Origin of the sequence: Erythrobacter sp. NE805, from assembly GCF_046452355.1 — a bacterium.
In the GTDB taxonomy this organism is placed as follows: Bacteria; Pseudomonadota; Alphaproteobacteria; order Sphingomonadales; family Sphingomonadaceae; genus Erythrobacter.
The window spans coordinates 1,298,977-1,323,325 of the sequence record NZ_JBKFDI010000001.1; the positions used below are offsets into that span (position 1 = coordinate 1,298,977).

The 24,349-nt window shown below is 70.3% G+C and carries 26 protein-coding genes; 17 read left to right on the forward strand and 9 right to left on the reverse strand.

All coding sequences use genetic code 11. From position 1 onward, the window contains the following. Window positions 1-196 precede the first annotated feature (196 nt). Both ACLBKU_RS06130 and ACLBKU_RS06135 read left to right on the forward strand, forming a co-directional pair. On the forward strand, window positions 197-931 hold the full coding sequence (locus tag ACLBKU_RS06130) for a DUF1013 domain-containing protein (protein WP_410178647.1): 735 nt from the start codon (window positions 197-199) through the stop codon (window positions 929-931). Between the two features lie 191 nt (window positions 932-1,122). Further along, window positions 1,123-2,790 carry an AMP-binding protein gene (locus ACLBKU_RS06135; RefSeq protein ID WP_410178648.1) on the forward strand — a complete coding sequence of 556 codons (1,668 nt, stop codon included), beginning with the start codon at window positions 1,123-1,125 and terminating at the stop codon, window positions 2,788-2,790. 175 nt (window positions 2,791-2,965) lie between these two features. Here the strand turns inward: ACLBKU_RS06135 and ACLBKU_RS06140 are convergent, their stop codons facing one another. Both ACLBKU_RS06140 and ACLBKU_RS06145 read right to left on the reverse strand, forming a co-directional pair. Continuing rightward, window positions 2,966-3,334 (reverse strand): polymer-forming cytoskeletal protein, encoded by a 369-nt coding sequence (locus ACLBKU_RS06140; RefSeq protein WP_410178649.1) that lies wholly within the window; start codon window positions 3,332-3,334, stop codon window positions 2,966-2,968. Window positions 3,335-3,347: 13 nt separating this feature from the next. Then, complete coding sequence (locus ACLBKU_RS06145; RefSeq protein ID WP_410179003.1) at window positions 3,348-4,442, reverse strand: M23 family metallopeptidase; 1,095 nt, start codon at window positions 4,440-4,442, stop codon at window positions 3,348-3,350. 304 nt (window positions 4,443-4,746) lie between these two features. On the opposite strand from ACLBKU_RS06145, the gene ACLBKU_RS06150 reads away from it, so the two are divergent. The 8 genes from ACLBKU_RS06150 to ACLBKU_RS06185 all read left to right on the forward strand — a co-directional run bounded on the left by ACLBKU_RS06150 (window position 4,747) and on the right by ACLBKU_RS06185 (window position 11,507). Continuing rightward, window positions 4,747-6,036, forward strand: a complete 1,290-nt coding sequence (locus ACLBKU_RS06150) for a glutamate-5-semialdehyde dehydrogenase (RefSeq protein ID WP_410178650.1) — start codon at window positions 4,747-4,749, stop codon at window positions 6,034-6,036. A gap of 7 nt (window positions 6,037-6,043) precedes the next feature. After that, window positions 6,044-6,715 carry a nicotinate-nucleotide adenylyltransferase gene (locus ACLBKU_RS06155; RefSeq protein WP_410178651.1) on the forward strand — a complete coding sequence of 224 codons (672 nt, stop codon included), beginning with the start codon at window positions 6,044-6,046 and terminating at the stop codon, window positions 6,713-6,715. Window positions 6,716-6,889: 174 nt separating this feature from the next. Then, window positions 6,890-7,240, forward strand: a complete 351-nt coding sequence (rsfS, locus tag ACLBKU_RS06160) for a ribosome silencing factor (protein ID WP_410179004.1) — start codon at window positions 6,890-6,892, stop codon at window positions 7,238-7,240. A 99-nt stretch (window positions 7,241-7,339) separates the two neighbouring features. Next, window positions 7,340-7,762 carry a 23S rRNA (pseudouridine(1915)-N(3))-methyltransferase RlmH gene (locus ACLBKU_RS06165; RefSeq protein ID WP_410179005.1) on the forward strand — a complete coding sequence of 141 codons (423 nt, stop codon included), beginning with the start codon at window positions 7,340-7,342 and terminating at the stop codon, window positions 7,760-7,762. A gap of 8 nt (window positions 7,763-7,770) precedes the next feature. Continuing rightward, window positions 7,771-8,997 carry a murein hydrolase activator EnvC family protein gene (locus ACLBKU_RS06170; protein WP_410178652.1) on the forward strand — a complete coding sequence of 409 codons (1,227 nt, stop codon included), beginning with the start codon at window positions 7,771-7,773 and terminating at the stop codon, window positions 8,995-8,997. Between the two features lie 131 nt (window positions 8,998-9,128). Continuing rightward, window positions 9,129-10,496 (forward strand): S41 family peptidase, encoded by a 1,368-nt coding sequence (locus ACLBKU_RS06175; protein ID WP_410178653.1) that lies wholly within the window; start codon window positions 9,129-9,131, stop codon window positions 10,494-10,496. A gap of 10 nt (window positions 10,497-10,506) precedes the next feature. Continuing rightward, entirely contained in the window at window positions 10,507-10,959 is a 453-nt protein-coding gene (locus ACLBKU_RS06180) for a disulfide bond formation protein B (protein WP_410178654.1), read from the forward strand. A 23-nt stretch (window positions 10,960-10,982) separates the two neighbouring features. Next, window positions 10,983-11,507: a demethoxyubiquinone hydroxylase family protein gene (locus tag ACLBKU_RS06185; RefSeq protein WP_410178655.1), complete on the forward strand. Its 525-nt coding sequence runs from the start codon at window positions 10,983-10,985 to the stop codon at window positions 11,505-11,507. Between the two features lie 121 nt (window positions 11,508-11,628). Here ACLBKU_RS06185 and ACLBKU_RS06190 read toward each other — a convergent pair whose 3' ends face one another. Continuing rightward, window positions 11,629-12,918 carry a nucleotide sugar dehydrogenase gene (locus tag ACLBKU_RS06190; protein WP_410178656.1) on the reverse strand — a complete coding sequence of 430 codons (1,290 nt, stop codon included), beginning with the start codon at window positions 12,916-12,918 and terminating at the stop codon, window positions 11,629-11,631. 157 nt (window positions 12,919-13,075) lie between these two features. On the opposite strand from ACLBKU_RS06190, the gene ACLBKU_RS06195 reads away from it, so the two are divergent. Next, complete coding sequence (locus ACLBKU_RS06195; protein ID WP_410178657.1) at window positions 13,076-13,654, forward strand: hypothetical protein; 579 nt, start codon at window positions 13,076-13,078, stop codon at window positions 13,652-13,654. On the opposite strand, the gene ACLBKU_RS06200 is transcribed toward ACLBKU_RS06195, so the two are convergent. The 4 genes from ACLBKU_RS06200 to ACLBKU_RS06215 are packed head-to-tail and all read right to left on the reverse strand — an operon-like array spanning window position 13,655 to window position 17,428. Next, a complete protein-coding gene (locus ACLBKU_RS06200; RefSeq protein ID WP_410178658.1) occupies window positions 13,655-14,668 on the reverse strand; it encodes an NAD-dependent epimerase/dehydratase family protein in 1,014 nt (337 codons plus the stop codon). A gap of 10 nt (window positions 14,669-14,678) precedes the next feature. Next, window positions 14,679-15,485 (reverse strand): enoyl-ACP reductase FabI, encoded by an 807-nt coding sequence (gene fabI / locus ACLBKU_RS06205; RefSeq protein WP_410178659.1) that lies wholly within the window; start codon window positions 15,483-15,485, stop codon window positions 14,679-14,681. Window positions 15,486-15,491: 6 nt separating this feature from the next. Continuing rightward, a complete protein-coding gene (locus tag ACLBKU_RS06210) occupies window positions 15,492-16,400 on the reverse strand; it encodes a YihY/virulence factor BrkB family protein (protein ID WP_410178660.1) in 909 nt (302 codons plus the stop codon). A gap of 38 nt (window positions 16,401-16,438) precedes the next feature. Continuing rightward, a complete protein-coding gene (locus ACLBKU_RS06215; RefSeq protein ID WP_410178661.1) occupies window positions 16,439-17,428 on the reverse strand; it encodes a DnaJ C-terminal domain-containing protein in 990 nt (329 codons plus the stop codon). A 136-nt stretch (window positions 17,429-17,564) separates the two neighbouring features. Here ACLBKU_RS06215 and pdxH point away from each other — a divergent pair, with 136 nt between their 5' ends. Next, window positions 17,565-18,221: a pyridoxamine 5'-phosphate oxidase gene (pdxH, locus tag ACLBKU_RS06220; protein WP_410178662.1), complete on the forward strand. Its 657-nt coding sequence runs from the start codon at window positions 17,565-17,567 to the stop codon at window positions 18,219-18,221. A 7-nt stretch (window positions 18,222-18,228) separates the two neighbouring features. Beyond that, entirely contained in the window at window positions 18,229-19,041 is an 813-nt protein-coding gene (locus ACLBKU_RS06225; protein ID WP_410178663.1) for a PhzF family phenazine biosynthesis protein, read from the forward strand. A gap of 96 nt (window positions 19,042-19,137) precedes the next feature. Here ACLBKU_RS06225 and ACLBKU_RS06230 read toward each other — a convergent pair whose 3' ends face one another. Beyond that, a complete protein-coding gene (locus ACLBKU_RS06230; RefSeq protein ID WP_410178664.1) occupies window positions 19,138-20,277 on the reverse strand; it encodes a serine hydrolase domain-containing protein in 1,140 nt (379 codons plus the stop codon). 35 nt (window positions 20,278-20,312) lie between these two features. On the opposite strand from ACLBKU_RS06230, the gene ACLBKU_RS06235 reads away from it, so the two are divergent. After that, on the forward strand, window positions 20,313-20,666 hold the full coding sequence (locus ACLBKU_RS06235) for a hypothetical protein (protein WP_410178665.1): 354 nt from the start codon (window positions 20,313-20,315) through the stop codon (window positions 20,664-20,666). A 233-nt stretch (window positions 20,667-20,899) separates the two neighbouring features. Here ACLBKU_RS06235 and mnmA read toward each other — a convergent pair whose 3' ends face one another. Next, window positions 20,900-22,084: a tRNA 2-thiouridine(34) synthase MnmA gene (mnmA, locus tag ACLBKU_RS06240; RefSeq protein WP_410178666.1), complete on the reverse strand. Its 1,185-nt coding sequence runs from the start codon at window positions 22,082-22,084 to the stop codon at window positions 20,900-20,902. A gap of 139 nt (window positions 22,085-22,223) precedes the next feature. Here mnmA and ACLBKU_RS06245 point away from each other — a divergent pair, with 139 nt between their 5' ends. From ACLBKU_RS06245 to ACLBKU_RS06255, 3 genes are all read left to right on the forward strand, one after another. Beyond that, on the forward strand, window positions 22,224-22,616 hold the full coding sequence (locus ACLBKU_RS06245) for a hypothetical protein (RefSeq protein WP_410178667.1): 393 nt from the start codon (window positions 22,224-22,226) through the stop codon (window positions 22,614-22,616). Continuing rightward, on the forward strand, window positions 22,613-22,912 hold the full coding sequence (locus tag ACLBKU_RS06250) for a DUF1153 domain-containing protein (protein WP_104940948.1): 300 nt from the start codon (window positions 22,613-22,615) through the stop codon (window positions 22,910-22,912). The genes ACLBKU_RS06245 and ACLBKU_RS06250 overlap by 4 nt, the downstream gene beginning before the upstream one ends. Before the next feature lie 242 nt (window positions 22,913-23,154). Next, window positions 23,155-24,345: an efflux RND transporter periplasmic adaptor subunit gene (locus ACLBKU_RS06255; RefSeq protein ID WP_410178668.1), complete on the forward strand. Its 1,191-nt coding sequence runs from the start codon at window positions 23,155-23,157 to the stop codon at window positions 24,343-24,345. Window positions 24,346-24,349 lie beyond the last annotated feature (4 nt).

Below are 24,349 nucleotides of genomic sequence, written 5' to 3' on the forward strand. Positions count from 1 at the left end.
ATGATAACCACTATTCCGTGGTGGCCGGATGGGGAGGCGGGGTGGCCAAGAAAACGGAACCTCTGCGCCACCGCAGGCGACTCGCAAACGAAGACTTCCTTTTCCTTGCCGTTTCGCGCCGTTTCGCCTATCCGCAGAATCCAATGCGGCCGCTCCGAAAGGGGCGGCCCTTCTATTTTCAACGGAGATTCCCCTCATGGCGACCACTCAGCCCAAGCCGCTGATGCCCCATGCCACCGCGACCTGGCTGGTGGACAACACCGCGCTCTCCTTCGAGCAGATCGCCGAGTTCTGCGGGCTGCACATCCTCGAGGTGCAGGCGATGGCCGACGACCTCGCGGGCAGCAAGTACACCGGGCGCGATCCCGTGCACTCGGGCGAGCTCACCCAGGCCGAGATCGAGAAGGGCCAGGCCGATCCCTCCTATTCGCTCAGGATGCACAAGGCCCCGGTCGAGGTGACCCGCACCAAGGGCCCGCGCTACACCCCGGTCTCGAAGCGCCAGGACAAGCCCGACGGCATCGCCTGGATCCTGCGCAACCACCCCGAGGTGTCGGACGCGCAGATCTCCAAGCTGATCGGCACCACCCGCAACACCATCGGCGCGATCCGAGACCGGTCGCACTGGAACATCCAGAACATCACGCCGAAGGACCCGGTGACGCTCGGGCTCTGTTCGCAGCGTGAACTCGACGCGATGGTCGCCAAGGCCGCCAAGCGCGCCGGGATCGTCGAGGACGCCGATGCGCCGCAGCGCGGCGACCGCAACGAGCGCGAGAAGCTGATCGAGGAACTGCGCGCCGAGCGCGACGCGCAGGCCAAGGCCGCGAGCGAGGCCGCGCAGGAAGCCGAGGCCGAAGCCTGGCTCGCCCGCCGCCGCGCCGCCGAGGCCGAAGAGCAGAAGATCGACCCTGAGAGCGGGTTCATCTGATCGCGCCAGCCTGAGATGAGCTCGTCGCCCCGTGCTTGACACGGGGCTTGGCTACCTTGTGCCGGGGGCGCGAGGAAAAAGCCAAGCCCCGGATCAAGTCCGGGGCGACGCTGTTTGGAGGCGGGTTCGAAATCCGGGAAGTCCCGCAGTTTCGCTTGTGCGCCAGGCGATTGTGCGCCAGAATTACTGACATGACTGTCAGTATCGCTGAAGCCGCCTATCACCACCCCGTCCCGCTCGACACCACCTTCGAGCCGATGACCCTGCCGGCGATGTTCGAGCGCACCCTGCGCCGCAACCCCGAGGCGCCGTTCCTGCATTTCCTCGGGCGGACTTACAGCTACCGGCACATCTTCGCACAGGCGCAGGCCTTCGCGCTCGGGCTCGCGGAATACGGCATCGCCAGGGGCGACCGCGTCGGGCTGTTCCTTCCCAATGCCCCGATCTACGCCGCCGCCTATTACGGGGCGATGATGGCGGGGGCGGTGGTGGTGAATTTCTCGCCGCTCTATTCGGTCGAGGAGCTGAGTTGGCAGGTCGAAGACAGCGGGACGCGGGCGCTGGTGACGCTCGACGTGCCGGAGCTTTACAAGACCGCGGCGAAGGTCCTCGAGCACTCGGCGCTCGAGACGCTGGTTGTGGGCTCGCTCGCCGAGCAGCTGCCGTGGTACAAGGGGATTGCGCTGAAGCTGCTGAAGCGCAGCCAGATCGCCGACGTCGCCTACGGGCCGACCGTCAGGAGCTGGGCGGAAATGACGCCGGCGGGGGCGTTCACCCCGGTCGCGCTCACCCCCGCCGATCTCGCGCTGCTGCAATATACCGGCGGCACCACCGGGCGGCCCAAGGGGGCGATGCTCGGGCACGACCAGCTCTCGGTGAACGCCCAGCAGGTCGCGGCCCTGAACCCCTTCGGCAACCCGTCGGGCGAGGTGTTCATGGGGGCGCTGCCGTTCTTCCACGTCTTCGCCAACACCGCGCTGCTCAATCACGCCTGCGTCACGGGCGCGGCGATCGCGATGGTGCCGCGCTTCGAGACGGGGCAGGTGCTTGAGACGATCCAGCGCTACCGCTGCACCGGCTTCCCGGGCGTGCCGACGATGTTCCAGGCGATGCTCGACCACCCGGACCTCGCCAAGACCGACCTCTCCAGTCTCAAGGTCTGCATCTCGGGCGGCGCGCCGATGCCGGGACCGGTGCACGAGAAGTTCGAGAAGGTCACGGGCGTGCGGATCTGCGAGGGCTATGGCCTCACCGAAAGCGCCGGGGTGGTCTCGGCCAACCCCTATGACGGCTTCCGCAAGCGCGGCACCATCGGCCAGGTGATCCCCGGGACCGAAGTGGCGCTGCTCGACAAGGAGGACCCTTCGAAGATGGCGCCCGAGGGCGAGCCGGGGGAGCTCGCGGTGCATGGGCCGCAGGTGATGCGCGGCTACTGGAACCGGCCCGAGGCCGATGCCGACTGCTTCGTGGAGATCGCCGGCAAGCGCTACCTGCGCACCGGGGACGTCGCGCGGCTCGATGCCGACGGGTTCCTTGAGATCGTCGACCGCATCAAGGACATGATCGCGGTGGGCGGCTTCAAGGTCTTCCCGAGCGTCGTCGAGGACGTGATCCTCGAGCACCCGGCGGTCAAGGAGGCGCTGGTGATCGGCGTTCCCGAGGAATACCGCGGCGAGGTCCCGCGCGCCTACGTCACGCTGAACGAGGGGGCGAGCGCGACGGGGGAGGAGTTGGCGAGCTGGCTCAACGCGCGGATCGGGAAGCACGAGCGGGTCGACAAGGTGGTGGTGCGCGAAAGCCTGCCCAAGACGATGATCGGCAAGCTCGACCGCAAGACGCTGCGGGCAGAGGTTCTGTAGACCGGCAGAAAATGTTTCACGTGAAACATTGCCTGCCCCCCCGCCTGCGGAGGGGCAGAAGGCGGACAAGGGGCGAGCAAAAGCGCGCTAACGCGGGTCAAAAGCCATTTAAGACCGAGCGGCGCGAAGGCAGGGGAGGCCCACCCCCAGCCCCTCCCGCGAGCGGAGAAGGGGGTTACTCGGCCGCTTCGACCTGCGCGTTCGGCACGGCCTTCACCGCCTGGCGCGCGTTGGGGGCGAAGCGTCCGTCGACTTCCGCGCCCTGCTCGATGGTGAGCGCATCATAGTGTACGTCGCCCTCGATCCGGGCGGTGCGCAGGATCACGAGCTCGCGCGCCCTGATCGAGCCGGTGACCTTGCCCGCGAGCCGCGCGCTCTCGGCGACCACGGCGCCGGAAATGCCGCTCTTCTCGCCCTGGACGAGGCTGGCGCAGGTGATGTCGCCCTCGATCGTGCCGTCGATGTGGAGGTCGGCGGTGGCGGTGATGTCGCCGCGGATCGTCACGTCGGCGCCGATCACCGAGAAGGTCGAGCCGTTGGCCATGCTGGTGCTCCTGTTAGCGGGCCGCGCGGCCGGCGCGGCGGTCACTTCCGGTTCGGCGGACTTCCTTGAGAACATCGGGGGCGGCCTCCAGAAACGGGCGCGGATTGACCGCGCGATCATTGATGCGGACTTCGAAATGCAGGTGCGGTCCCGTCGAGCGCCCGGTGCTGCCGAGCCCGCCGATGGTGGCCCCGGCGGCGACCTGCTGGCCGACCTTCACCCCGATGCGGGAGAGGTGCGCGTAACGGGTCAACATCCCGTTACCATGGGTGATTTCGATCGCCTGCCCGTAGCCCGACTTGCGCCCGGCGAAGGTCACGCGGCCATCGGCGGCGGCGAAGATCGGCGAGCCGATCGCGCCGCGGAAGTCGATCCCCGCGTGCATCGCGCCGCGCCCGTTGATGGGGTCGCGGCGATAGCCGAAGCCCGAGGTGATGTTCTCGACCGAAGCGGGCACGACCTGCGGGATGCCGTCCAGGGCGCGCTCGAGCACCGCCATCCGCGCGAGGCTGAGGCCAAGGCGCTCGAAACGCGGATCGTCGGCGCCGCGGATCGCCTCGAAGGGACCGCCCATCGCGGCCTGCGCGTTGCGGCTGAGGAAGCGCGGGTCGAGGTTCAGCTTGCGCATCGCGGCCTCGGCACGGCGGGCGCGGGCATCGGCGAAGCGGGTGAGCCGCTCGACATAGGCGAGCTGGCGCGCCTCGATCTCGGCGAGGCCCCTGGCTTGCGGGATCAGCGCGCTGACCTTCTTGACGGTCTCGGCAGCCTCGGTCGAGGAATCGCTGACCGTCCCGCTCGCCGCGCCTTCCCTGACCATGTCCTCGGGCAGCATCCGCGCCATCTCGTCGAGGAAGTCCTGGCGCTGCTTGAGCTCGTCGACGACCTTGTCGAGATTGCCGCCATAGGCCTCGAGCCGCTCGCCCGCCTTGGCGACGCGGGCTTTCTCCTCGACGAAGGAGGCAAGGTCGGCCTCGGCGCGGTATTGGCCCCAGGCCATCACCGCGAGCGAGACGAGCCACAGCAGGGCGACGCCGACGACGCCCGCGGCGAGCCGCATCTGGAGTTTCGAGGAAATCTTGATGAAGCGCACCTGCCCGTCGGCGCGCATGAAGAACTCGCGGTCGGGGAACCACAGCCGCAGCTTCTCGCCCCACGCATGTGCGGTTTGTTTCAGTGACACTGGCGCCCCGGTTATCTTATGAATGCCCCACGGGACGAGGCCGCTAACAGGGCGGCGGGTGGCGGTCGAATCCTATATTGCCAACACAGGTGAGTTGCAGCGGATTCGCGCCGAGTTGACGGGCGGGTCGCACGGCATGGTTAAGTCGGGATTAGCCGCCCTGCGAAACCCGGCGCGGGAGCGCGAATCGCCGCGCCTGACAGCCGCCGGGCGAGGTGCTAGGAGCGCGGGGATGAATCACGCCAACACCTCTCCCTCGCCCGCCGCCAGCGAATCGCCCGAGGCGCTTGTCACCGCGCTCGCGACCGCGGCGCGCCGCGCCCAGCGCCAGCTCGCCGCGCTGCCGAGCGAGGCGCGCGCCGCCTCGCTCCACCGCGCTGCCGCAGCGCTGCGCGCAGCGACCCCGACGGTGCTCGAAGCGAACGCGAAGGACCTCGCCGCGGGCGCAGCCAACGGTCTCGCCCCGGCAATGCTCGACCGGCTGGCGCTCGACGAAAAGCGCCTCGCGGGGATTGCCGACGCGGTCGCGGCGGTCGCCGACCTTCCCGACCCGGTCGGCGAGGTGATCGACGCCGCCGAGCGGCCCAACGGGATGCGGCTCCAGCGCATCCGCGTTCCCATCGGCACGATCGGGATCATCTACGAGAGCCGCCCCAACGTCACCGCCGACGCCGCCGCGCTGTGCGTGCGCGCGGGCAACGCGGCGCTGCTGCGCGGGGGGAGCGAGGCGGTGCATTCCAACCGCGCGATCCACGCGGCGCTGGTCGAGGGGCTGGTCGCGGGCGGGGTGCCCGCCGAGGCCGTGCTGCTCGTCCCCTCGCAGGACCGCGCCTGCGTCGGCGCGATGCTCGCCGCGAGCGGGCTCATCGACATGATCGTGCCGCGCGGAGGCAAGAGCCTCGTCGCGCGGGTGCAGGCCGAGGCACGGGTGCCGGTGCTCGCGCATCTCGACGGGATCAACCACACCTATGTGCACGCCGCCGCCGATCCGGCGATGGCGGAGAGCATCGCGGTGAACGCCAAGCTGCGCCGCACCGGCATCTGCGGGGCGATGGAGACGCTGCTGGTCGACGCGGCCTATCCCGAAGGCGCGGCGCTGGTCGGGGCGCTGATCGAGGCAGGCTGCGAGGTGCGCGGCGACGCCCGCACCCGCGCGCTCGACCCGCGCGTCCTCCCGGCGAGCGCCAACGACTGGGATACCGAATATCTCGACGCGATCCTCTCGGTGGCGGTGGTCGACGGGCTGGAGGAGGCGCTCGCCCACATCGCGCGGCACGCCTCGGGCCATACCGACGCGATCGTGACCGCCGATCAGGCGGTCGCGGAGCGCTTCCTCGCCGAGGTCGACAGCGCGATCGTGATGCACAACGCCTCCTCGCAATTCGCCGACGGGGGCGAGTTCGGCCTCGGCGCCGAGATCGGCATCGCCACCGGGCGGCTCCACGCGCGCGGGCCGGTCGCGCTCGAGGGGCTGACGACCTACAAGTGGCAGGTGCGCGGGAGCGGCCAGACCCGGCCCTGACCCGAAGGTGCGCGCGAACCCGCCCGTCCTCACCGGCCTGCTCGGCGGCAGCTTCAACCCCGCGCATGGCGGGCACCGCCGGATCACGTTGTTCGCCGCCGAGGCGCTGGGGCTGGACGAGACGTGGTGGCTGGTCTCGCCCGGCAATCCGCTGAAGCCGCAGGCGGGGATGGCCCCGCTCGCCGCGCGTCTGCTCTCCGCCCGAAAGCAGGCGCGGCGGGCGCGGATCGTGCCGACGGCGATCGAGCAGCAGCTCGGCACCCGCTACACCGTCGACACCCTCGCGAGGCTCGTGCGGCGCTATCCGAAACGGCGCTTCGTCTGGCTGATGGGCAGCGACAATCTCGCCCAACTGCACCGCTGGAAGGACTGGCGGCGCCTCGCGCGGACAATGCCGATTGCGGTTGTTGCAAGGCCCGGCTATGATCGGGAGGCCATGACGAGCCCCGCCATGGCCTGGCTCAGGCGCCATGACGCGTCCGCCGCCAGCATTCGGAAACGGGGGCGATGGAGCGCACCGGCCCTGGTGTTATTGCGTTTCGATCCGGACCACCGCTCGGCCACGGCGCTCCGCCGTGCCAACGCCGGGTGGGCCGAGGATGTCCTCGGCGGCGATCGACAGGCACCGCTGCGTGATCGGCTGACATTCCGCACACTCCGGCCAGAGGAGGAGGCATGAGACGCTGTTCCGGCGTCTCGGCAGCCCCGCTTGCCGGCCGGCGCGATGTCCGCCTCCCTTGCCCCGCACTCTGGAGATACCCGATTGCCCAGCCCCGATGCCTTGCTCGCATCCCTTCCGCTCGGCGCGGTGAACGCCGCCGCGAAGCTCGCCACCTCGCTCGGCGCGCCTGAGATGGGCGCCGCCGACCTGCACCAGCTGGTGCTTGCGCAACTCGACGACGACCAGGCGCAGGACGTGGTGACGATCCCGCTCGAGGGGAAAAGCTCGATCGCCGATCACATGGTGATCGCCAGCGGCCGCTCGACCCGGCAGGTCGCGGCGATGGCGCAGAAGCTCGCCGAGAAGATCAAGCAGGCGGGCTTCGGCCATGCCCGGGTCGAGGGCCTGCCGGCCGCCGACTGGGTGCTGATCGACGCGGGCGACGTGGTGATCCACCTGTTCCGCCCGGAAGTGCGCAGCTTCTACAACCTCGAGCGGATGTGGTCCTTCGAAGGCTCAGAAGCCGCGAGCGGCCGCGCGTAACCCCTGATAGCCCCTCCCCTCGGGGAGGGGGATGGGGGTGGGGGCCGCGCCAGCGGCCACGCCGAGGCGCCCCGGCGCCGAGCCCTTGGAGTCCCTTCCATTCTCCTCCACGTCATCGCCCGCGGCAAGATCGGCCGCTCGCCCGAGGGCGAGCTCGTCGAGCGCTATGCGAAGCGCCTCACATGGCCGGTCAAGCTCACCGAATGGCCCGACACCGGCGCTGGCAAGGCCGCCGAGCCGCTCTCCCCCCACCGCACCGTGCTCCTCGACGAGCGCGGCAAGGCGATGTCCTCGGAAAGCCTCGCCACCCTGCTCGGCCGCTGGCGTGACGAGGGGGTGCGCGAGACCCGTTTCCTGATCGGCGCCGCCGACGGCCATGCCGACGCCGAGCGCGCCGCCGCCGACCTGCTGCTCGCCTTCGGCCCCGCGACCTGGCCGCACCTCATGGCGCGCGCGATGCTGATGGAGCAGCTCTACCGCGCCACCACGATCCTTGCAGGCCACCCCTACCATCGGGCATGACAGGCGCCATGCGGGCGCGGGCATTCCTGACCATCACGGCACTGGGCGGCCTCGCCGCCCTGCTCGCCGCCGCGCTCCCCGCCTTCGAGACCGCCCCCGTCACCGCGCTGCTCGACCCCGAGGAGGCCGAGGCGGCGCTCGTCCGCGCGACCCGCGAGAGCCGCCGCGCCGAGGCCCGCGCCGCGCGGCTCACCTCCGAGGCGGAAGCCGCCAAGGAAGCCGCGCAGCGCACCGCCAGCGAGGCCGCCGCGCTCGCCGCGCGCATCCAGCAGGCCGAGGCCGAGATCGAGATCGCCCGCGCGCGCCTCACCATCGCCCGCAGCCGCCGCGCGGCCGTGACGGCCCGGCTCGCGGCGAAGCAGGAGCCGACCGCGCGCCTTGCTGCCGCGCTCCAGACCGCCTCGCGCCGGCCGCTCGCGCTCTCGGCGCTGCAACCCGGCTCGCTCGAGGACGTCGTGCACCTGCGCGCGGTGCTCGCCAGCGCCGTTCCCGCGATCCGCACCCGCACCGCCGCGCTGCGCAGCGAGCTCGACCGTGGCCGCGCGCTCGAGGCCGAGGCGGCGCGCGCGCTCGGCGCGCTGCGCGGCGGCGAGGCGGCGCTGCGCCAGCGGCGAGGCGAGCTCGCCGCGCTCGAACAGCAGCAGCGCCTCGCCTCGCGCAATGCCCGCGGCGCGGCGCTGCGCGAGGCCGAGCGCGCGCTGGCGCTCGCCGAGGAGGCGCGCGATCTCGACGGGCTGCTCGGCAAGCTCGGCGAAGTGGCGGCGCTGCGCCGCGAACTGGCCGCGCTTCCCGGGCCGGTGCTGCGCCCCGCCGATCTCGACGCCGCGCTCCCGCCCCAACCCGCTCCCGCGCCGAGCCCCAGCGCCCCGCCGCCGCGCGATTTCCAGCTCCCCGTGCAGGGCCGCACATTGGTCGGCTTCGGGGCGAAGCGCGCAAGCGGGCTCGCCAGCACCGGGCTGACGCTCGCCCCCGCGAAGGGCGCGCAGGTCGTCGCCCCCGCGCGCGGCCGCGTCGCCTTCGCCGGGGCCTATCGGGGCTTCGGGCGAATCGTCATCATCGAGCACGAGGGCGGCTGGACGAGCCTCGTCACCGGGCTCGAGCGGCTCGACGTCGCGGTCGGCGACAGCGTCATCGGCGGCAGCCCGGTCGGCCGCGCGAGCGGCGGCGCCGAGGGCGTGACGATCGAGCTGCGGCGCGACGGGACGCCGGTCAACCCCCTGCAATACCTGCGCTAATCTCCCGGCGGAATGACGCCCTCGCCGGAAGTGCCCCGCCTCGGCACGGCTCTCCGCAAGCACGCACCGTCTATCTGGCGTTAAGCTCGGCGAGCCTATACAATCGCCCCTGAAGGAGTCCCGCCCGCCTCATGAACATCGCCGCTCTCCTGCGCAGCGCAGCCCTCGTCACCACCGTCGCGCTCATCCCCGCCACCACCGCCACGATGGCCCAGGTCGACGGCCGCGCCGGTCCCGAATTTGCCAGGTTTTTCGCAGTGGTCCAGCGCATCCAGTCGAGCTATGTCGAGCCGGTCGACAACGAGAAGCTGATCCGCGGCGCGATCGACGGGATGCTCGCCAGCCTCGACCCGCATTCGGCCTATCTCGACGGCGGCGATCTCCAGCGATTGGAGACGATGATCGACGGTCAGTATTCGGGCCTCGGCCTCTCGGTCGTGATGGAGGACGGCGCGGTTAAGGTCGTCTCGCCGTTCCGCGGCAGCCCGGCCGAGCAGGCGGGGATCAAGGCGGGCGACTTCATCACCCACCTCAACGGCAAGCTGATCGTCGACACCAAGCTCGACGACGCGGTCGCGCAGATGCGCGGGCCGACCGGCACCTCGATTCGCCTGACGATCTTCCGCCAGGGCCGCGACGAGCCGCTCGAGCTCGACGTGACCCGCGGCACGATCAAGCTCGAACCGGTCACCTCCGCGCTCGAATCCGGCGGGATCGGCGTCATCACCGTCAACGAGTTCTCCGCCAATGTCGGCGCCGACGTCTTCGCCGAGTATCAGGCGCTCAAGAAGAAGGCCGGCGGCAGGATCAACGGTCTCGTCCTCGACCTGCGCAACAACCCCGGCGGGAGCCTCGACGAATCGGTCGCGCTCTCCGACCTGTTCCTCAGCGACGGGCGGATCGTCAGCCAGCGCGGCCGCGCGCGGGGCGAGACGATGCTCTACGACGCCGAGACCGCCTATCGCGGCGACATGGCCGAGGGCGTGCCGCTGATCGTGCTCATCAACGCGGGCTCCGCCTCGGCCTCCGAGATCGTCGCCGGCGCGCTCCAGGACCACCGCCGCGCGCTGATCATGGGCGAGCGCAGCTTCGGCAAGGGCTCGGTCCAGTCGCTGCTCCCGCTCGGCAAGGACGCCGCGCTGAAGCTCACCACCGCGCGCTACTACACGCCCTCGGGCCGTTCGGTGCAGGAGGGCGGGATCAAGCCCGACATCGCCGTCCCGCAGATCTCCGACCCCGATTACCTGCTGCGCACGAAGTACCAGACCCGCGAGAGCGATTTGCGCGGCCACCTCGTCAACGAGCTCGGCGTCAAGGACGAGGCGATCGAGAAGGACCGGATCGCCGATCCGCGCTTCCAGCTCACCGCTACCGAGCTCAAGGAGCAGGGGATCAAGGACTTCCAGCTCGACTACGCGCTCAACACGCTGCGCCGCACGACCAAGAGCACCGTCGCGCTGCGGCCGGTCACCGTGACCCGCGGATCGGCGAAGAAGTAGGGCGCGACGCATGGACAGACTGGGGAAGGCCCGCGCGCTCGCCGTGCTGCTGCCGGCCGCGCTGCTCGGCGGGGCGTATCTCTCGCAATACGGCTTCGGCCTGTTCCCTTGCGAGATGTGCTGGTGGCAGCGCTACCCGCACTTCGCGGCGCTGGCGCTGGGCCTCGTCGCCTTCGTCGCCAAGCCGCCGCGGGTGTGGACCGCGCTTGCCGGGCTCGCGATCGTCACCTCGGGGCTGATCGGGGGCTTCCACGCGGGGGTCGAGTACCACTGGTGGGAGGGCATCACCGCCTGCTCGCGCCCCGGCGCCGGGGTCGACATCACCGATTTCGCCGCCGCCCCGCTGATCCGCTGCGACGTCGCGCCGTGGACCCTGTTCGGCATCTCGCTGGCGGGCTTCAATTTCCTGATTTCGACCCTCGGCGGTGCAGCCGTGGTGGCGCTTGCCGCGTATCGCAGGTAGGACTGCACGCGAAGGAGCCCAGGATGGTCGAGAAGCGCGAACTTGCACGGATGATCCGGGTCGACCAGGCCGGGGAATTCGGCGCGACCCGCATCTACGAGGGCCAGCTCGCGGTGATGGGCGACCGCGGGCCGCACTCGGCGGAGATCCGCCACATGGCGGCGCAGGAGGCCGAGCACCGCCGGAAGTTCGACGCGCTGCTGGTCAAACGCGGGGTGCGGCCGACCGCGCTCCACCCCTTCTGGTCGGCGGCGGGCTATGCGCTGGGCGCGGGCACGGCGCTGCTCGGGCCGGAGGCGGCGATGGCCTGCACCGCCGCGGTCGAGACCGAGATCGACCGGCACTATTCCGAGCAGCTCGAAAAGCTCGAGGCGACCGGCGCGGACCCGGAGCTCGCGGCGATGATCGCCGAATTCCGCGAGGAGGAGCTCGAGCACAAGGATGCAGCGCTCGCCAACGGGGCCGAACGTGCGCCCGCATACCCGCTGCTCGCCGGGGCGATCCGGCTGGGATGCCGCCTCGCGATCAAGCTGAGCGAGCGGGTTTAGCACCATCCTCCGCTCGCCCTGAGCTTGTCGAAGGGCTGCACTTCCTTCGAGCTTCGAGCGCCGGGCGAAGTCAAGAACGGCCCTTCGACAGGCTCAGGGCGAGCGGTGAAGAAGGGATTCTTCACAAACTCCAGTAGACCAGGCCCTCCGGCAGCCGCTCGCGGTCGAGCGCGCTCTTGACGTCGACCAGCACCCCGCCCTCGCGCACCCGCGCCACCAGCGCGGCAGGGTCAGCGAGGTAGGTCGCGTGGTTCACAGCCAGCACCAGCGCGTCGCAGTCGACCAGCGCCTCGGGCGGGCTCAGCGTCAGGCCATATTCGTGCCGCGCGGTCTCCGGGTCGGCGAGCGGGTCGCTGACCAGCGCTTCGATCCCGTAGTCGCGCAGCTCGGCGAGAATGTCGGGGACCTTGGAATTGCGGATGTCGGGCACGTCCTCCTTGAAGGTCAGCCCCATCACGCCCACCCGCGCGCGGCACGGCGAGACGCCCTGGCCGATCAGCAGCTTCACCACCTTCTGCGCGATCGCCTGCCCCATGGCGTCGTTGATGCGCCGCCCGGCGAGGATCACCTCGGGCCGGTAGCCCAGTTTCTCGGCCGCGGCGGTGAGGTAGAAGGGATCGACCCCGATGCAATGCCCGCCGACGAGGCCGGGGGTGAAGGGGAGGAAGTTCCACTTGGTCCCCGCCGCCGCCAGCACGTCGCGGGTGGCAAGGCCCATGCGGTCGAAGATCAGCGCGATCTCGTTCATCAGCGCGATGTTGAGGTCGCGCTGGGTGTTCTCGATCACCTTGGCGGCCTCGGCGACCTTGATCGAGGGCGTTTCGTGCAGCCCCGCATCGACGATCGCGCCGTAGACCGCGCGCATCCGGGCGAGCGCCGCGGGGCTGTCGGCGGCGATGATCTTGGTGATCGATTCGAGCCGGTGGACCCGGTCGCCCGGGTTGATCCGCTCCGGGGAGTAGCCGAGCGCGAAGTCCTCGCCCTGGGTCAGGCCCGAGTGCTGCGCGAGCCACGGCCCGCAGATCTCCTCGGTGACGCCGGGGAAGACAGTGGATTCGAACACCACCAGCGCGCCCTTGCGGAGGCGCGGGCCGATCGTCTCGCAGGCACGTTGCAGCGGCGCGAGGTCGGGACGGCGTTCCTCGGTGATCGGGGTCGGCACGGTGACGATGACGAGGCTCGCATCGCCGAGGACCGCGGGATCGTCGCTGACGGCAAGGCCGCATGACGTCAGCCGCTCGTCCGCGATCTCGCGGGTCGCGTCGTGCCCGGCCTGCAACTGCGCGACGCGGGTCGCCGCGATGTCGAAGCCGGTGACGCGCACGCCCCGCGGCCCGAGTCGCTCGGCGAGGGCGACGGCGACCGGCAGGCCGACATAGCCCAGGCCCACGACTGCGATATTGGCATCCATCCGGGAGGACTAGCTTAACAGGACTCAATTTTTCGCTAACCACCGCGCCCGGCCCGCTTCACCGCGCGTTCAGTCCGTGCGCACTAGACAAGCGCCATCGTGCGGGGGCATCACGACAGCGATGCGCCCGATTGCATCGCCACAGGACCCACGCGCCATGAAGCACATCGTCGACCCCGCCGCCCTCTCGCTTCTCGCGGCCGCCGCCGCCGCCTTCGCGAGCCCCGCCGCGGCGCAGGGCGCGGGCGAGAAGATCAACATGGTGATCGCCTACGACGCCTCGGAATGCCCCAAGTCGCAGCCGGGCGAGCTGGTGGTGTGCGAGATCCTCGTCGAGGAGGAGCGCTACCGCATCCCCTCGAACCTGCGCTACAGCACCGATCCCGCCAACACCGCCTGGGCGCGCCGCGTCGAGGAGATCAAGTATGTCGGCGATTTCGGGACGATGAGCTGCTCGCCGGCGGGCGCGGGGGGCTTCACCGGCTGCAACCAGAAGTTCGTCGAGGCCGCCTACAAGGACAAGGCCGAGGCCGACGCGGTGCGCTTCGGCCAGCTGATCGAGAAGGCGCGCCAGGAGCGTCTCTCGACCATCGACACCGAGGCCGCCGCCGAGCAGGAGCGGGTCGAGATGATCGAGCGCGAATACATGCAGCGGCTCGAGAAGGAGCGCGACGGCGATGTCCCGGGCGAAGCGGTGCTGCCGACTCCGCCCGCCGAAACGAAGCAGCCGGGCTGATCAGACCCCGTAGTAGTCCCGATACCACGCCACGAAGCGCGCGACGCCCTCGCGGAACGGGGTCTGCGGCGCGTAGCCGGTGAGCGTCTCGAGCAGCGCAGCGTTCGCCCACGTCGCGGGCACGTCGCCCGGCTGGATCGGCAGGAAGTTCTTCACCGCCTCGCGCCCGCACTCGGCCTCGATCGCGGTGACGAAGTCCATCAGCCGCACCTTCTCGCCGTTGCCGATATTGACCACCCGGAAGGGCGCGACCGGCGAGAGGCTGTCGCCCTCGGGCACGTCCTCGGCGCTCTCGGGCCGCACCGGGGCGGCGTCGATCAGCAGGCGGATGCCCCGCACGAGGTCGGTCACGTAGGTGAAGTCGCGGTACATTTCGCCGTCGTTGTAGATGTCGATCGGCGTCCCCTCGAGGATTCCGCGGGTGAACTTGAACAGCGCCATGTCCGGGCGCCCCCACGGCCCGTAGACCGTGAAGAAGCGGAACATCGTCGTCGGCAGGGTCCACAGGTGCGCGTAGGAATGCGCCATCGCCTCGTTCGCCTTCTTGGTCGCGGCGTAGAGGGTGAGCGGGGTGTCGACCTTCTGGAGTTCGGTGAAGGGCATGTCGGTGTTCGCGCCGTAGACCGAGGAGGTCGAGGCCATCAGCAGGTGCTCGACCGCGAGCTCGCGCGCGCATTCCATCACGTTGAAGGCGCCCACGAGGTTCGCATCGACATAGGCGCGCGGGTTCTCGAGGCTGTAGCGCACCCCCGCCTGCGCGGCGAGGTGGACGATGATCTCGGGCTTCTCTGCCAGCGCCAGCGCGTGCAGGCGCTCGAAATCTTCCAGCATGCCCTCGGTGCAGGTGAAATGCGGGTGCTGGAGCAGCATCTGGTGCCGCCGCTGCTTCAGCCTCACGTCGTAATAGTCGGTCATCCCGTCATAGCCGACGACGCGGAAGCCCTCCTCGAGCAGCAGCTGCGACAGGTGGAAGCCGATGAACCCGGCCGATCCGGTGACGAGGACGGTGCGCATGACGGCGGGCTCAGGACAGCGCGATGTCGGGCGCGTCTTCCTGCTTCATGCCGACCACGTGGTAGCCCGCGTCGACATGGTGCGTCTCGCCCGTGACGCCCGAGGCGAGGTCCGAGAGCAGGTAAAGCCCCGCCCCGCCGACGTCCTCGATGGTGACATTGCGGCGCAGCGGCGAATTGTATTCGTTCCACTTGAGGATGTAGCGGAAGTCGCCGATCCCGCTCGCCGCGAGGGTCTTGATCGGCCCGGCACTGATTGCGTTGACCCGGATGCCGCGCGGGCCGAGGTCGTTGGCGAGATACTTCACGCTGGTCTCGAGCGCCGCCTTGGCGACGCCCATGACGTTGTAGTGCGGCACGACCTTCTCGGCGCCGTAGTAGCTGAGCGTCAGGATCGCGCCGCCGCTTTCGGGCATCATCTCGCTCGCGCGCTTGGCGATGGCAACCAGCGAATAGGCCGACACGTTCATGGTCAGCAGGAAATTGTCGAGGCTGGTGTCGACATACTTGCCCCGCAGCTCGTTCTTGTCCGAGAAGCCGATCGCGTGGACCACGAAGTCGATCGTCTCCCAGCGGTCCTTCAGCGCGGCAAAGGCGGCGTCGAGCGACTCCATCCGCGACACGTCGCATTCGAAGGTGAAGTCGCTGCCGAGCTCGGCGGCGAGCGGGATCACGCGCTTCGCCAGCGCCTCGCCCTGGTAGGAGAAGGCAAGCTCCGCCCCCTGCTCGGCGAGCTTCTTCGCGATGCCCCAGGCCAGCGACTTGTCGTTGGCGAGCCCCATGATGAGGCCGCGCTTTCCTGCCATCAAACCGTTCATTGACGCCTACTCCTTGCCCCGCTCGCCGGCAGGCGCGGGCGATTCCACCAGCGCCAGCGCCGCGTTGAGCTGCGCGCCAATAACGAGGCCGAGCCCGACGAGCCAGAAAAACAGCAAAGTGATGATGCTCCCGGCAAGGCTGCCGTAGGTGAGATCGTAGGAAAAGGCCCCGCGCAGCACCACCGGCAGGGCCGCGGCGACCGCCAGCCACCACGCCGTGGTGAACAGCGCGCCGGGCCACTTGGGCCATTGCTTCCCCCGGAAATGCGAGGGCGTGAGCGTCAGGAACAGCACCCACAGCGACAGCGCGAGGCCGAGCCCCGGCACGATCCGCGACAGGCTCAGCGTGCCGATCCATTCGCCGAGCTGCGGGACGACCGCGAGGATCACCTCCTGCGCGCCGCCGATCAGCACCTGCGCGAACAGCGAGAGCATCAGCACCACCACCGCCGAGAGGATCAGCCCGGCCGAGAGCAGACGCTTCTTCCAGAAGGTGCTGGTGCTGGTCGTCCCGTAGGCGCGGCGCAGAATGTCGCGGATCGTCTCGATCAGGCTCGAGACCGTCCACAGCCCGACCAGTCCGCCCGCCCACAGCAGCCAGCCCGAGCGCGCGGTGATGACCGTCTCGGCGACCGGCACGATCACGCTCGCGACCGAGCTCGGCATGGCGCGGGCGACGGCGAAGATCATCTCCTGCGCATTGTCGCGCCCGCCGATGATGTCGAACAGCGCCGCGCCGAGGATGAAGAAGGGGAAGATCGCCAGCATCGAGAGGTAGGCGAGGTTGCCGGCGTGGATGAAGCCGTCGTTGAAGGTGTCGATCGCAACGCGCTTGGCGATCGCCCAGCCGCGCGAGGGGGCGCCGGGCTGCTCGGCGGTGGCGGGCGCGGGGATGGGGGCTTCGGTTTTGGTCACGGCCCTTCGCGCCCCTTTCCGGCTTGTGTCCGGCCCCGCTAGCGGCCGAACTTGTCGCGCGGGCGGGCGGTGTCGATCCAGCCCTCGAGCCGCTGCTCGAGCGGGACGAGATCGGCCGGCAGCTGGATCGAGAGCGTCACCAGCTGGTCGCCGCGCTCGTGCCTGCCGTCCACGAGCTTCGCATTCTTGCGCGTCCAGCCCTTGCCCGCAAGCCGCATCACCGTGCCGCTGGAACTGCCCGGCTTGATCGTCAGCATCACCGCGCCGTCGACCGTCGGGCACTTGACCTTGGCCCCGCGCACCGCCTCGTCGAGGGTGATCGGCAGGTCCATGCGGATGTTGTCGCCCTCGCGCTTGAAGAAGGGGTGGCTGCCGACCTCGACCATCACGATCCCGTCGCCGTGCCCCCCCGGCCCGGGGTGGCCCTTGTCCTTGAGGCGCATCATCGTGCCGTCCTCGACCCCGGCGGGGAGCTTGAGGCTGATCGCCTTGCCGTCGGCAAGCGTGATGCGCTGGTCGCGCCCGGCGGCGGCCTCGACGAAGGGCACCGCGAGACGGTACTGGATGTCGGCGCCGCGCTTGGGCGGAGGCGGCGGGGGCTGGCGCCCGAAACCGCGCCGTGCGCCGGCCTGCTGCTGCTGGCGATTGCGCCCGCCGAACAGGCCCTCGAAGAGGTCGCTGAGGTCGACGTCGTCGCCCCCGCCGAAGCCGCCGAAATCGCCCGCCCCGGCCCCCGGCCCCGCGCCATAGGCCCCGCCGCGGCTGTACCCCCCGCGCGCGCCCATCCCGGCGAAGGGATTGGCGGGATTGCCCTCGGCGTCGATCTCGCCGCGGTCATATTGTGCGCGCTTGTTCTTGTCGGACAGCAGGTCGTAGGCGCGGGTCACCTCGGAGAACTTCTCCGCCGCCTTGGGATTGTCCTTGTTGCGATCGGGGTGCAGCTCCTTGGCGAGCTTGCGATAGGCGCTCTTGATGTCCTGCTCGGACGCGGTGCGGGGTACGCCAAGAGTGCTGTAGAGATCGCGCATGGCGTATTAGCTAGGTGAGACAGTGCGCTCGTGCAAGCGGGGACGCTTGTCGGCGCACACGCGCTGTTGACCGATGCGCCTTTCGTCTCGCGCGGCGCGTGGCTATGGGCGTGCCCCTGCCCTTGAGGAACGCCCCATGTCCGACACCACGCCCCTCGACGATGCCCAGCTCGCGGATTCGGTCCTGCCCGCCGGCGCCGATCCCTTCGTGCTGTTCGAGGAATGGTTCGCCGCCGCGCAGGTCGGCGAGATCAACGACCCCAACGCGATGGCGCTCGCCACCGCCACGCCCGCGGGCGCGCCCTCGGTGCGGATGGTGCTGCTGAAGGGGCACGGCGTCAAGGAAATCGCCGGGGGCGGCTTCACTTTCTTCACCAATGCCGAGAGCCGCAAGGGCGGGGAAATCCGCGCCAATATGCAGGCGGCGCTCTTGTTCCACTGGAAGAGCCTGCGCCGCCAGGTCCGCATCGAGGGGCCGCTGACCGAGGTCTCCCCCGAGCGCGCCGACGCCTATTTCCACTCGCGCCCCTACAAGAGCCAGGTCGGCAGCGCCGCCTCCGACCAGTCGCGTCCCTTGCCCGTTCGGCAGGCCTATATCGACCGGGTGCAGGCGGTGTGGGCCGCGCACGAGGCCGAGGGCAAGGTGCCGCGCCCGCCGCACTGGACCGGCTTCACGCTCTCGCCGCGCCGCATCGAGTTCTGGATCGACCGCGACAACCGCCTCCACGACCGCCGCGAATTCGTCCGCCCGGACGCGGGCGCGCCGTGGTCCGACACGCTGCTCTACCCCTGAGGACGCCATGACGCTCACGATCCCCTACTGGCACGTCGACGCCTTTGCCGACCGCCCCTTCGGCGGGAACCAGGCCGCGGTGATGGTGCTCGAGGAATGGCTGCCCGACGATGTGCTGGTGAAGATCGGCGGGGAGAACAACTTCGCCGAGACCGCCTTCGTGGTCCGCGACGCGACCGGCGCGGCGGACTGGGAGCTCAGGTGGTGCACCCCCACCTACGAGATCGCGCTGTGCGGCCACGCGACCCTCGCCAGCGGGCACGTGCTGCTCCAGCGCGACGGAGGCGAGCGCGTGACCTTCCGCACGCGGAAGTCGGGCATCCTCGAAGTGGTGCGCGATGGCGAAGGATACGAAGTCGGCCTGCCCGCCCTGAAGACCGCGCCGGGTGCGAGCGACGAGGCCGCGCCGCTCATGGGTGGCAACCCGGTCGCGATCTACCGCCCGCAGGGCGCGGAGATCCGCTATCACATCTTTCTCTACGCGACCGAAGCCGAAGTGCGGGCGCTCGATCCGCAGATCCGCGCGCTGGGTGCGCTCGGCAACGACCAGTTCATCGCCACCGCACCGGGCGACCCGGGCTCGGGCTACGATTGCGTCAGCCGGGTGTTCGTGCCCGGCGGCGGGGTCGACGAGGACAGCGTGACCGGCTCCGCGCACTCCTTGCTGACTCCGTTCTGGGTCGAACGCCTCGGGCGCAACAATCTGCGCGCCCACCAGGCCTCGCAGCGCGGCGGCGACCTGACGTTGCGGCTCGATGGCGACCGGGCGTGGCTCGGCGGGCCTTGCGTCACCGTCGTGGAGGGCGCCTTCTACCTCTGATCGGTCGCGCAGCGACCGCAAGCCCGAACGGGCGCCCGCAGCGGGCGCAGCTTGCTGCGCGTCTAGCGAGGACCGCACGCCGGATGGCGTGCGGGACTAGGACGTCGGGTAAAGCTCCAGCACGTCCGCCGCCTGCTGGAGCATCGGCGGGCGTTCGGCGGGGTCGGAGTGGCCGAGGCGCACCAGCGTCACCCGCTGGCTCGGCGAGACGAGCACGTATTGGCCCATGTGCCCGATCAGCGAGAACAGGCTGTGCGGGGCGCGGTCGGGGAACAGCGGATGCTCCTCGCCCTTCGGCAGGGGGCGGTTGAGCCAGATCTGGAAGCCGTAGTGCGGGCTTCTCGGCGAGGGCGTCACCATCGCCTCGACCCAGCGCTGGGGGACGAGCTGCTCGCCGGCGGGGGTGCGGCCCTTCAGCCGCAGGAACTCGCCGAATTTCGCCCAGTCGCGCGCGGTCGCGTGCATCAGGCTGCCGCCGATCAGCGTGCCGCTCGCGTCGAATTCGGGCACCATGCTGGTCATGCCGAGCGGGCCGAACAGCCGCTGGTGGAGGTAGTCCGCCACCGCCTTGCGCCGCGCTTCGGGCTTGTCGCTGGCGGTCAGCGCCCGCGCCGCGATGTCGGCGAGGATCACGCTGGTATTGCTCGAATATTCGAACTTTCGCCCCGGCTCGGCCTCGAGCGGCTGCTCCTCGGCCCACTTCGCCATGTTGTCGCGCCCGTCGAGGAACAGCATCCTGACTTCGCTCGATTCGTAGGGCGGATCGCCGCTCTCGGTGTGGCGCAGGCCGCTCCGCATCTGGAGCAGCTCGCGGATCGTGATTTCGGCGCGCGGGTCGCCGGGGCGCTGCCACAGGGGGACCGGGGCGGGCTCGTCGAGCGCGAGGAGGCCGTCGGCGACGAGCATCCCGATCAGCACGCCGGTGACCGTCTTGGCCATCGACCAGCTGACGAAACGGGTGTTCCTGTCGTAGCCCTCGGCATAGCGCTCGGCGGCGATCTTGCCGTCCGCCATCACCACCACCGCGCGGGTCTCGCCGAGGCCGGGGAGGGTGAAAAGGTCGTCGACCTGGCGCGCGAGCTGGTCCTTCGGGGCGCCCGCATTGTTGGTCACCGCCGCTTTCGCCGCCTCGGAAAGCGGGGCCTCTCCTACGGGCGCGGCGCCGCAGCTCGCGAGCGTCAGCAGGGCTGGCGCGAGCAGGGCGGCGCGGTTAAGGACGGCGGTCTCGAGGGTCATCGGGGCCTCAATCCCCGAAGCATGAAGGCTTGGCAATGGCGAAATCACCTCAGCGCGCGAACCCGCGTCCCCGGCGGCGCTGGGGGCTGTGGGTGCTGGCGATCATCGCGCTGGCGGTTGCCAGCACCGCCACGGCATTCCGCAAGGAAATCAAGGGCTATGGCTCCATCGCCTCGGCCTATTCGGCGCGGGTCGCGTGCTCGTGCCGCTACGTCGCCGGGCGCGATCTCAAGGACTGCGCGAAGGACAAGCTCGCCGGGATGGAGGCCGTGACGCTGGTCGAGGACGAGGAGGCGAAGAGCGTCACCGCGCGCTTCCCGCTGGTCGCCAGCGCGACCGCGACTTATCGCAAGGGCTATGGCTGCGTGCTCGAACCCTGGGAGGGGTGAGATCCGGCCCCGGCAGCAGTGTTTCACGTGAAACATCGCGAAAAGCGGGGGGTATGGAGGGGGTCTAGGAGGGGGCAAGCGCCGGCTAAAGGTGGTCTGCGGGCAATCTCGGGGGGGCAAAAACAAGCCCGTTCGCCCTGAGCTTGTCGAAGGGCTGTCCTTCCCTTCGGATCCGCGCCAAGTCTCAAGAAAGTGCGGTCCTTCGACAAGCTCAGGACGAACGGAGCTTTGAGCTATCCGCTCACCCGCTCGGTCGAATCGATCCAGCCGCCGCCGACCACCCGCTCGCCCGCATAGAGCACTGCGGCCTGGCCGGGGGCGACGCCGTATTCGGGCTCGGCGAAGCGGATCGTCACCGCCGCGCCGTCCCCCAGCGGTCCATCGAGCACCACCGGCACGGGCTTCGCGAGGCTCCGCACCTTGGCGGTGAGCGGGGCATCGGGGAGGAGGCCGATGCGGTTTGTCCCGGTCAGCCGCGCCGCGCTCACCGCGAGCATCCGCTTCGGCCCGACCCGCACCTCGCGGGCCTCGGCGTCGAGGCCGATCACGTAGAGCGGCTCGGGCTGGCCGCCGATCTCGAGGCCTTTCCTCTGGCCGACGGTGAAGTGGACGATGCCCTTGTGCTCGCCGAGCCGCTCGCCGGTCGCCGCGTGGACGATCGCGCCCGGCGCCGCGCCCTCGGGCCGGACCTTCGTCACGATCTTCGCATAGTCGCCGTCGGGGACGAAGCAGATGTCCTGTGAATCCGGTTTGGCGGCGTTCCTGAGACCCGCCGCCTCGGCGAGCCCGCGCACCGCGGGTTTGGGCATCCCGCCCAAGGGGAAGCGCAGGTATTCGAGCTGCGCCTCGGTGGTGCCGTAGAGGAAGTAGGACTGGTCGCGCGAGGGATCGGCGGCGCGGTGGAGCTCCACGCCCTCGGGTGCCATCACCCGCCGCACGTAATGGCCCGTCGCAAGGCAATCCGCCCCGAGCTCGCGCGCCATGCGGAACAGGTCGGTGAACTTGGGCCCCATGTTGCAGCGGATGCAGGGGACGGGTGTGCGCCCGGCGAGGTATTCGTCGGCAAAGGCTTCGACCACCTCCTCGCGGAAGGCGCTCTCGTGGTCGAAGACGTAGTGCGCGATGCCGAGCCGGTCGGCGACCGCGCGCGCGTCGCGGATGTCGTCGCCCGCGCAGCACGCGCCCTTGCGGCCCGTCGCCGCGCCGTAGTCGTAGAGCTGGAGCGTGATGCCGATCACCTCGGCCCCGCTGGCGTGGGCGAGGGCGGCGACCACCGAGGAATCGACCCCGCCGCTCATCGCCACGACGATCCGGCACGCGCTCGCGGCGCGCGGCAGGTCGAACAGCGCGGCGGCGTCAGGCCCGGCGGGAAGGCCGGCGGCAGCGCCAAGCGACAGGGGAGGGGCGGGGGTGGCCATGCGGGCTGCGCATATAGTCGGCCTCGCCCCCTTCCGCCAGAGGCGCGCGGGGGTCCTTGCCCGCCCCGCCCGGACTATTCCTAAGCCGGGGTAAATGGCGGCTTTACCGGATTTTGACGCCCTCTCGTTAGGAGGGCGAATGATGTTCGAGAAAGCCAAGCCCTTGCAGGCGCCCCGCGGTGCCTTCGGCGCGCAGGAGCGATTCGCCGGTCGTGCCGCACGGCGCGCGGGCGATGCCTTGCGCGCGGTCGAATGGAGCGAGCTCACCGCCCGGCTCAACGCCGCGCGCGACCTGCGGCTCCTGCTCCGCAGCGAGTCGCAGGGCGCGATCGAGGCGGTCGCGGCCAGCTTCGGCGACGCGGCGGCGAGTTACTTCGCGCTCCTCGATGATGGAGAACCTGCTGTTAACCGCGATGCTTTAGGCCATTCGAAAGACCTTGGTGCCAAGCTCGGAACCGTTCAGGCGAACCGCCCGGGCCATACGGAAGGAAAAGAATCCGGTGCCCGCGGCGATGCGAGAGACACGAAATGATTGAGAACCAGGACATCCGTCCCGCACAGGTGATCGGCCCGCTCGGCGAGCCGCTGACCCTTGCCGACTTGCCCTCCCCCGACACCAAGCGCTGGGTCGTGCGCCGCAAGGCCGAGGTGGTGGCCGCCGTCAACGGCGGGCTGCTGACGCTCGACGAGGCGCTCGCCCGCTATGGCCTGACGCTCGAGGAGTTCGCCTCGTGGCAGCGCGCGGTCGACCGCTCGGGGATGCACGGGCTGCGCGTCACCAAGATCCAGCACTACCGCGATCTCTACGAGCGCCAGCTCAAGTACTGAGCCGCCGCGCTTCGTTCCGGCTTGCAGAAGGCCCGCTCCGACCAAGGTCGGCGCGGGCCTTCTCGTTTCCGGCGCCGGTTTGCGCTAGCCTCCGCCACCTTTCGTCTAGGCAGCAAGTCATCGGTCGATGCGCGCGTTGCGGGCCGGGACCTGTCAATCTATGACGCGCTGCACTTGGTGCCTTAGACGAATAATACACCTCGCGACCGCGGTCGATCCGCGGCGCGAGTGAGGAACTGGCGATGAACTACGAGACGACGATCACGGCCGATGCGGGCGAGGGGACGACGAGCCACTACACGGCGGCGCGCGCGGCCCCGGCTTTCGCGCTTCCGCGCTGGCTGATCGTCGGCGGCGCCGGGCTGTTCGTGGTGCTGCTGCTGATCGGCGCGTGGTTCGCGCTCGCCGGCGGCAAGACCGCTCCGGCGGACGACAACATCAACCAGGCCGCGACGGTGACGGTCGTCACCCCCGGGCGGACCACGGTCGCGGGCGAGATCGAGGCCCCCGGCACGCTCGCCGCGCGCCGCCCGATGCCGGTCGGCGTGGTCGGCGAGGGCGGGCAGGTGGTGCGCGTCAACGTCGATGCCGGCGACTGGGTGCAGCAGGGCCAGGTGCTCGCGGTGATCGACCGCTCGGTGCAGGTCCAGCAGGCCGCCGCCCAGTCCGCGCAGATCGAGGTCGCGCGGGCCGATGCCAATCTCGCCCAGGCGAACCTCGACCGCGCGCTCCAGCTCGTCGCCCGCGGGTTCGTCTCCAAGGCCGATGTCGACCGCCTGACCGCGACCCGCGATGCCGCGGTCGCCCGTGTGCGCGTCGCCGAGGCGCAGCTGCGCGAGCAGCGCGCGCGCAACCAGCGGCTCGACGTGCTCGCGCCCGCGACCGGCTACGTGCTCTCGCGCAATGTCGAGCGCGGCCAGACGGTCGGCGCGGGGAGCCCGGCGCTGTTCACCATCGCCAGCGGCGGTGAGATGGAGATGCTTGCGCAGGTCTCGGAAGAGCAGCTCGCGAAGCTCGCGATCGGCACGCCCGCGACGGTCATCCCGACCGGATCCGAGCAGCGCTTCACCGGGCAGGTGTGGCAGCTCGCCCCGACCATCGACCAGGCGACCCGGCAGGGGACGGCGCGCATCGCGCTCGCCTTCTCGCCCGCGCTGCGCCCCGGCGGCTTTGCCACCGCGCGGATCAGCAGCGGCAGCTTCACCGCCACCGTGCTCCCCGAGAGCGCGGTGCTCGCCGACGCCAAGGGCAGCTATGTCTATGTCGTGGGCAAGGACAACAAGACCCAGCGCCGCGCGGTCAAGACCGGGGCGGTGACGGCGAACGGCATCGCCATCACCGAGGGCCTCTCGGGCACCGAGCGCGTCGTGCTGAAGGCCGGCGGGTTCCTCAACCCGGGCGAGACCGTCAACCCCCAGCCCCTCGGGAAGTAAGGCG

What these genes read in the sequence shown, in the direction of transcription:
- ACLBKU_RS06150 (WP_410178650.1), top strand. Translation starts at nt 4,747, where the DNA reads ATGAATCACGCCAACACCTCTCCCTCGCCCGCCGCCAGCGAATCGCCC.
- ACLBKU_RS06195 (WP_410178657.1), top strand. Translation starts at nt 13,076, where the DNA reads ATGAAGCACATCGTCGACCCCGCCGCCCTCTCGCTTCTCGCGGCCGCC.
- ACLBKU_RS06175 (WP_410178653.1), top strand. Translation starts at nt 9,129, where the DNA reads ATGAACATCGCCGCTCTCCTGCGCAGCGCAGCCCTCGTCACCACCGTC.
- ACLBKU_RS06230 (WP_410178664.1), bottom strand. Translation starts at nt 20,277, where the DNA reads ATGACCCTCGAGACCGCCGTCCTTAACCGCGCCGCCCTGCTCGCGCCA.
- mnmA (WP_410178666.1), bottom strand. Translation starts at nt 22,084, where the DNA reads ATGGCCACCCCCGCCCCTCCCCTGTCGCTTGGCGCTGCCGCCGGCCTT.
- ACLBKU_RS06255 (WP_410178668.1), top strand. Translation starts at nt 23,155, where the DNA reads ATGAACTACGAGACGACGATCACGGCCGATGCGGGCGAGGGGACGACG.
- ACLBKU_RS06190 (WP_410178656.1), bottom strand. Translation starts at nt 12,918, where the DNA reads ATGGATGCCAATATCGCAGTCGTGGGCCTGGGCTATGTCGGCCTGCCG.
- pdxH (WP_410178662.1), top strand. Translation starts at nt 17,565, where the DNA reads ATGTCCGACACCACGCCCCTCGACGATGCCCAGCTCGCGGATTCGGTC.
- ACLBKU_RS06180 (WP_410178654.1), top strand. Translation starts at nt 10,507, where the DNA reads ATGGACAGACTGGGGAAGGCCCGCGCGCTCGCCGTGCTGCTGCCGGCC.
- ACLBKU_RS06245 (WP_410178667.1), top strand. Translation starts at nt 22,224, where the DNA reads ATGATGTTCGAGAAAGCCAAGCCCTTGCAGGCGCCCCGCGGTGCCTTC.
- ACLBKU_RS06235 (WP_410178665.1), top strand. Translation starts at nt 20,313, where the DNA reads ATGGCGAAATCACCTCAGCGCGCGAACCCGCGTCCCCGGCGGCGCTGG.
- rsfS (WP_410179004.1), top strand. Translation starts at nt 6,890, where the DNA reads ATGGGCGCCGCCGACCTGCACCAGCTGGTGCTTGCGCAACTCGACGAC.
- ACLBKU_RS06250 (WP_104940948.1), top strand. Translation starts at nt 22,613, where the DNA reads ATGATTGAGAACCAGGACATCCGTCCCGCACAGGTGATCGGCCCGCTC.
- ACLBKU_RS06135 (WP_410178648.1), top strand. Translation starts at nt 1,123, where the DNA reads ATGACTGTCAGTATCGCTGAAGCCGCCTATCACCACCCCGTCCCGCTC.
- ACLBKU_RS06185 (WP_410178655.1), top strand. Translation starts at nt 10,983, where the DNA reads ATGGTCGAGAAGCGCGAACTTGCACGGATGATCCGGGTCGACCAGGCC.
- ACLBKU_RS06215 (WP_410178661.1), bottom strand. Translation starts at nt 17,428, where the DNA reads ATGCGCGATCTCTACAGCACTCTTGGCGTACCCCGCACCGCGTCCGAG.
- ACLBKU_RS06170 (WP_410178652.1), top strand. Translation starts at nt 7,771, where the DNA reads ATGCGGGCGCGGGCATTCCTGACCATCACGGCACTGGGCGGCCTCGCC.
- ACLBKU_RS06140 (WP_410178649.1), bottom strand. Translation starts at nt 3,334, where the DNA reads ATGGCCAACGGCTCGACCTTCTCGGTGATCGGCGCCGACGTGACGATC.
- ACLBKU_RS06200 (WP_410178658.1), bottom strand. Translation starts at nt 14,668, where the DNA reads ATGCGCACCGTCCTCGTCACCGGATCGGCCGGGTTCATCGGCTTCCAC.
- ACLBKU_RS06130 (WP_410178647.1), top strand. Translation starts at nt 197, where the DNA reads ATGGCGACCACTCAGCCCAAGCCGCTGATGCCCCATGCCACCGCGACC.
- fabI (WP_410178659.1), bottom strand. Translation starts at nt 15,485, where the DNA reads ATGAACGGTTTGATGGCAGGAAAGCGCGGCCTCATCATGGGGCTCGCC.
- ACLBKU_RS06225 (WP_410178663.1), top strand. Translation starts at nt 18,229, where the DNA reads ATGACGCTCACGATCCCCTACTGGCACGTCGACGCCTTTGCCGACCGC.
- ACLBKU_RS06145 (WP_410179003.1), bottom strand. Translation starts at nt 4,442, where the DNA reads ATGCGCGCCGACGGGCAGGTGCGCTTCATCAAGATTTCCTCGAAACTC.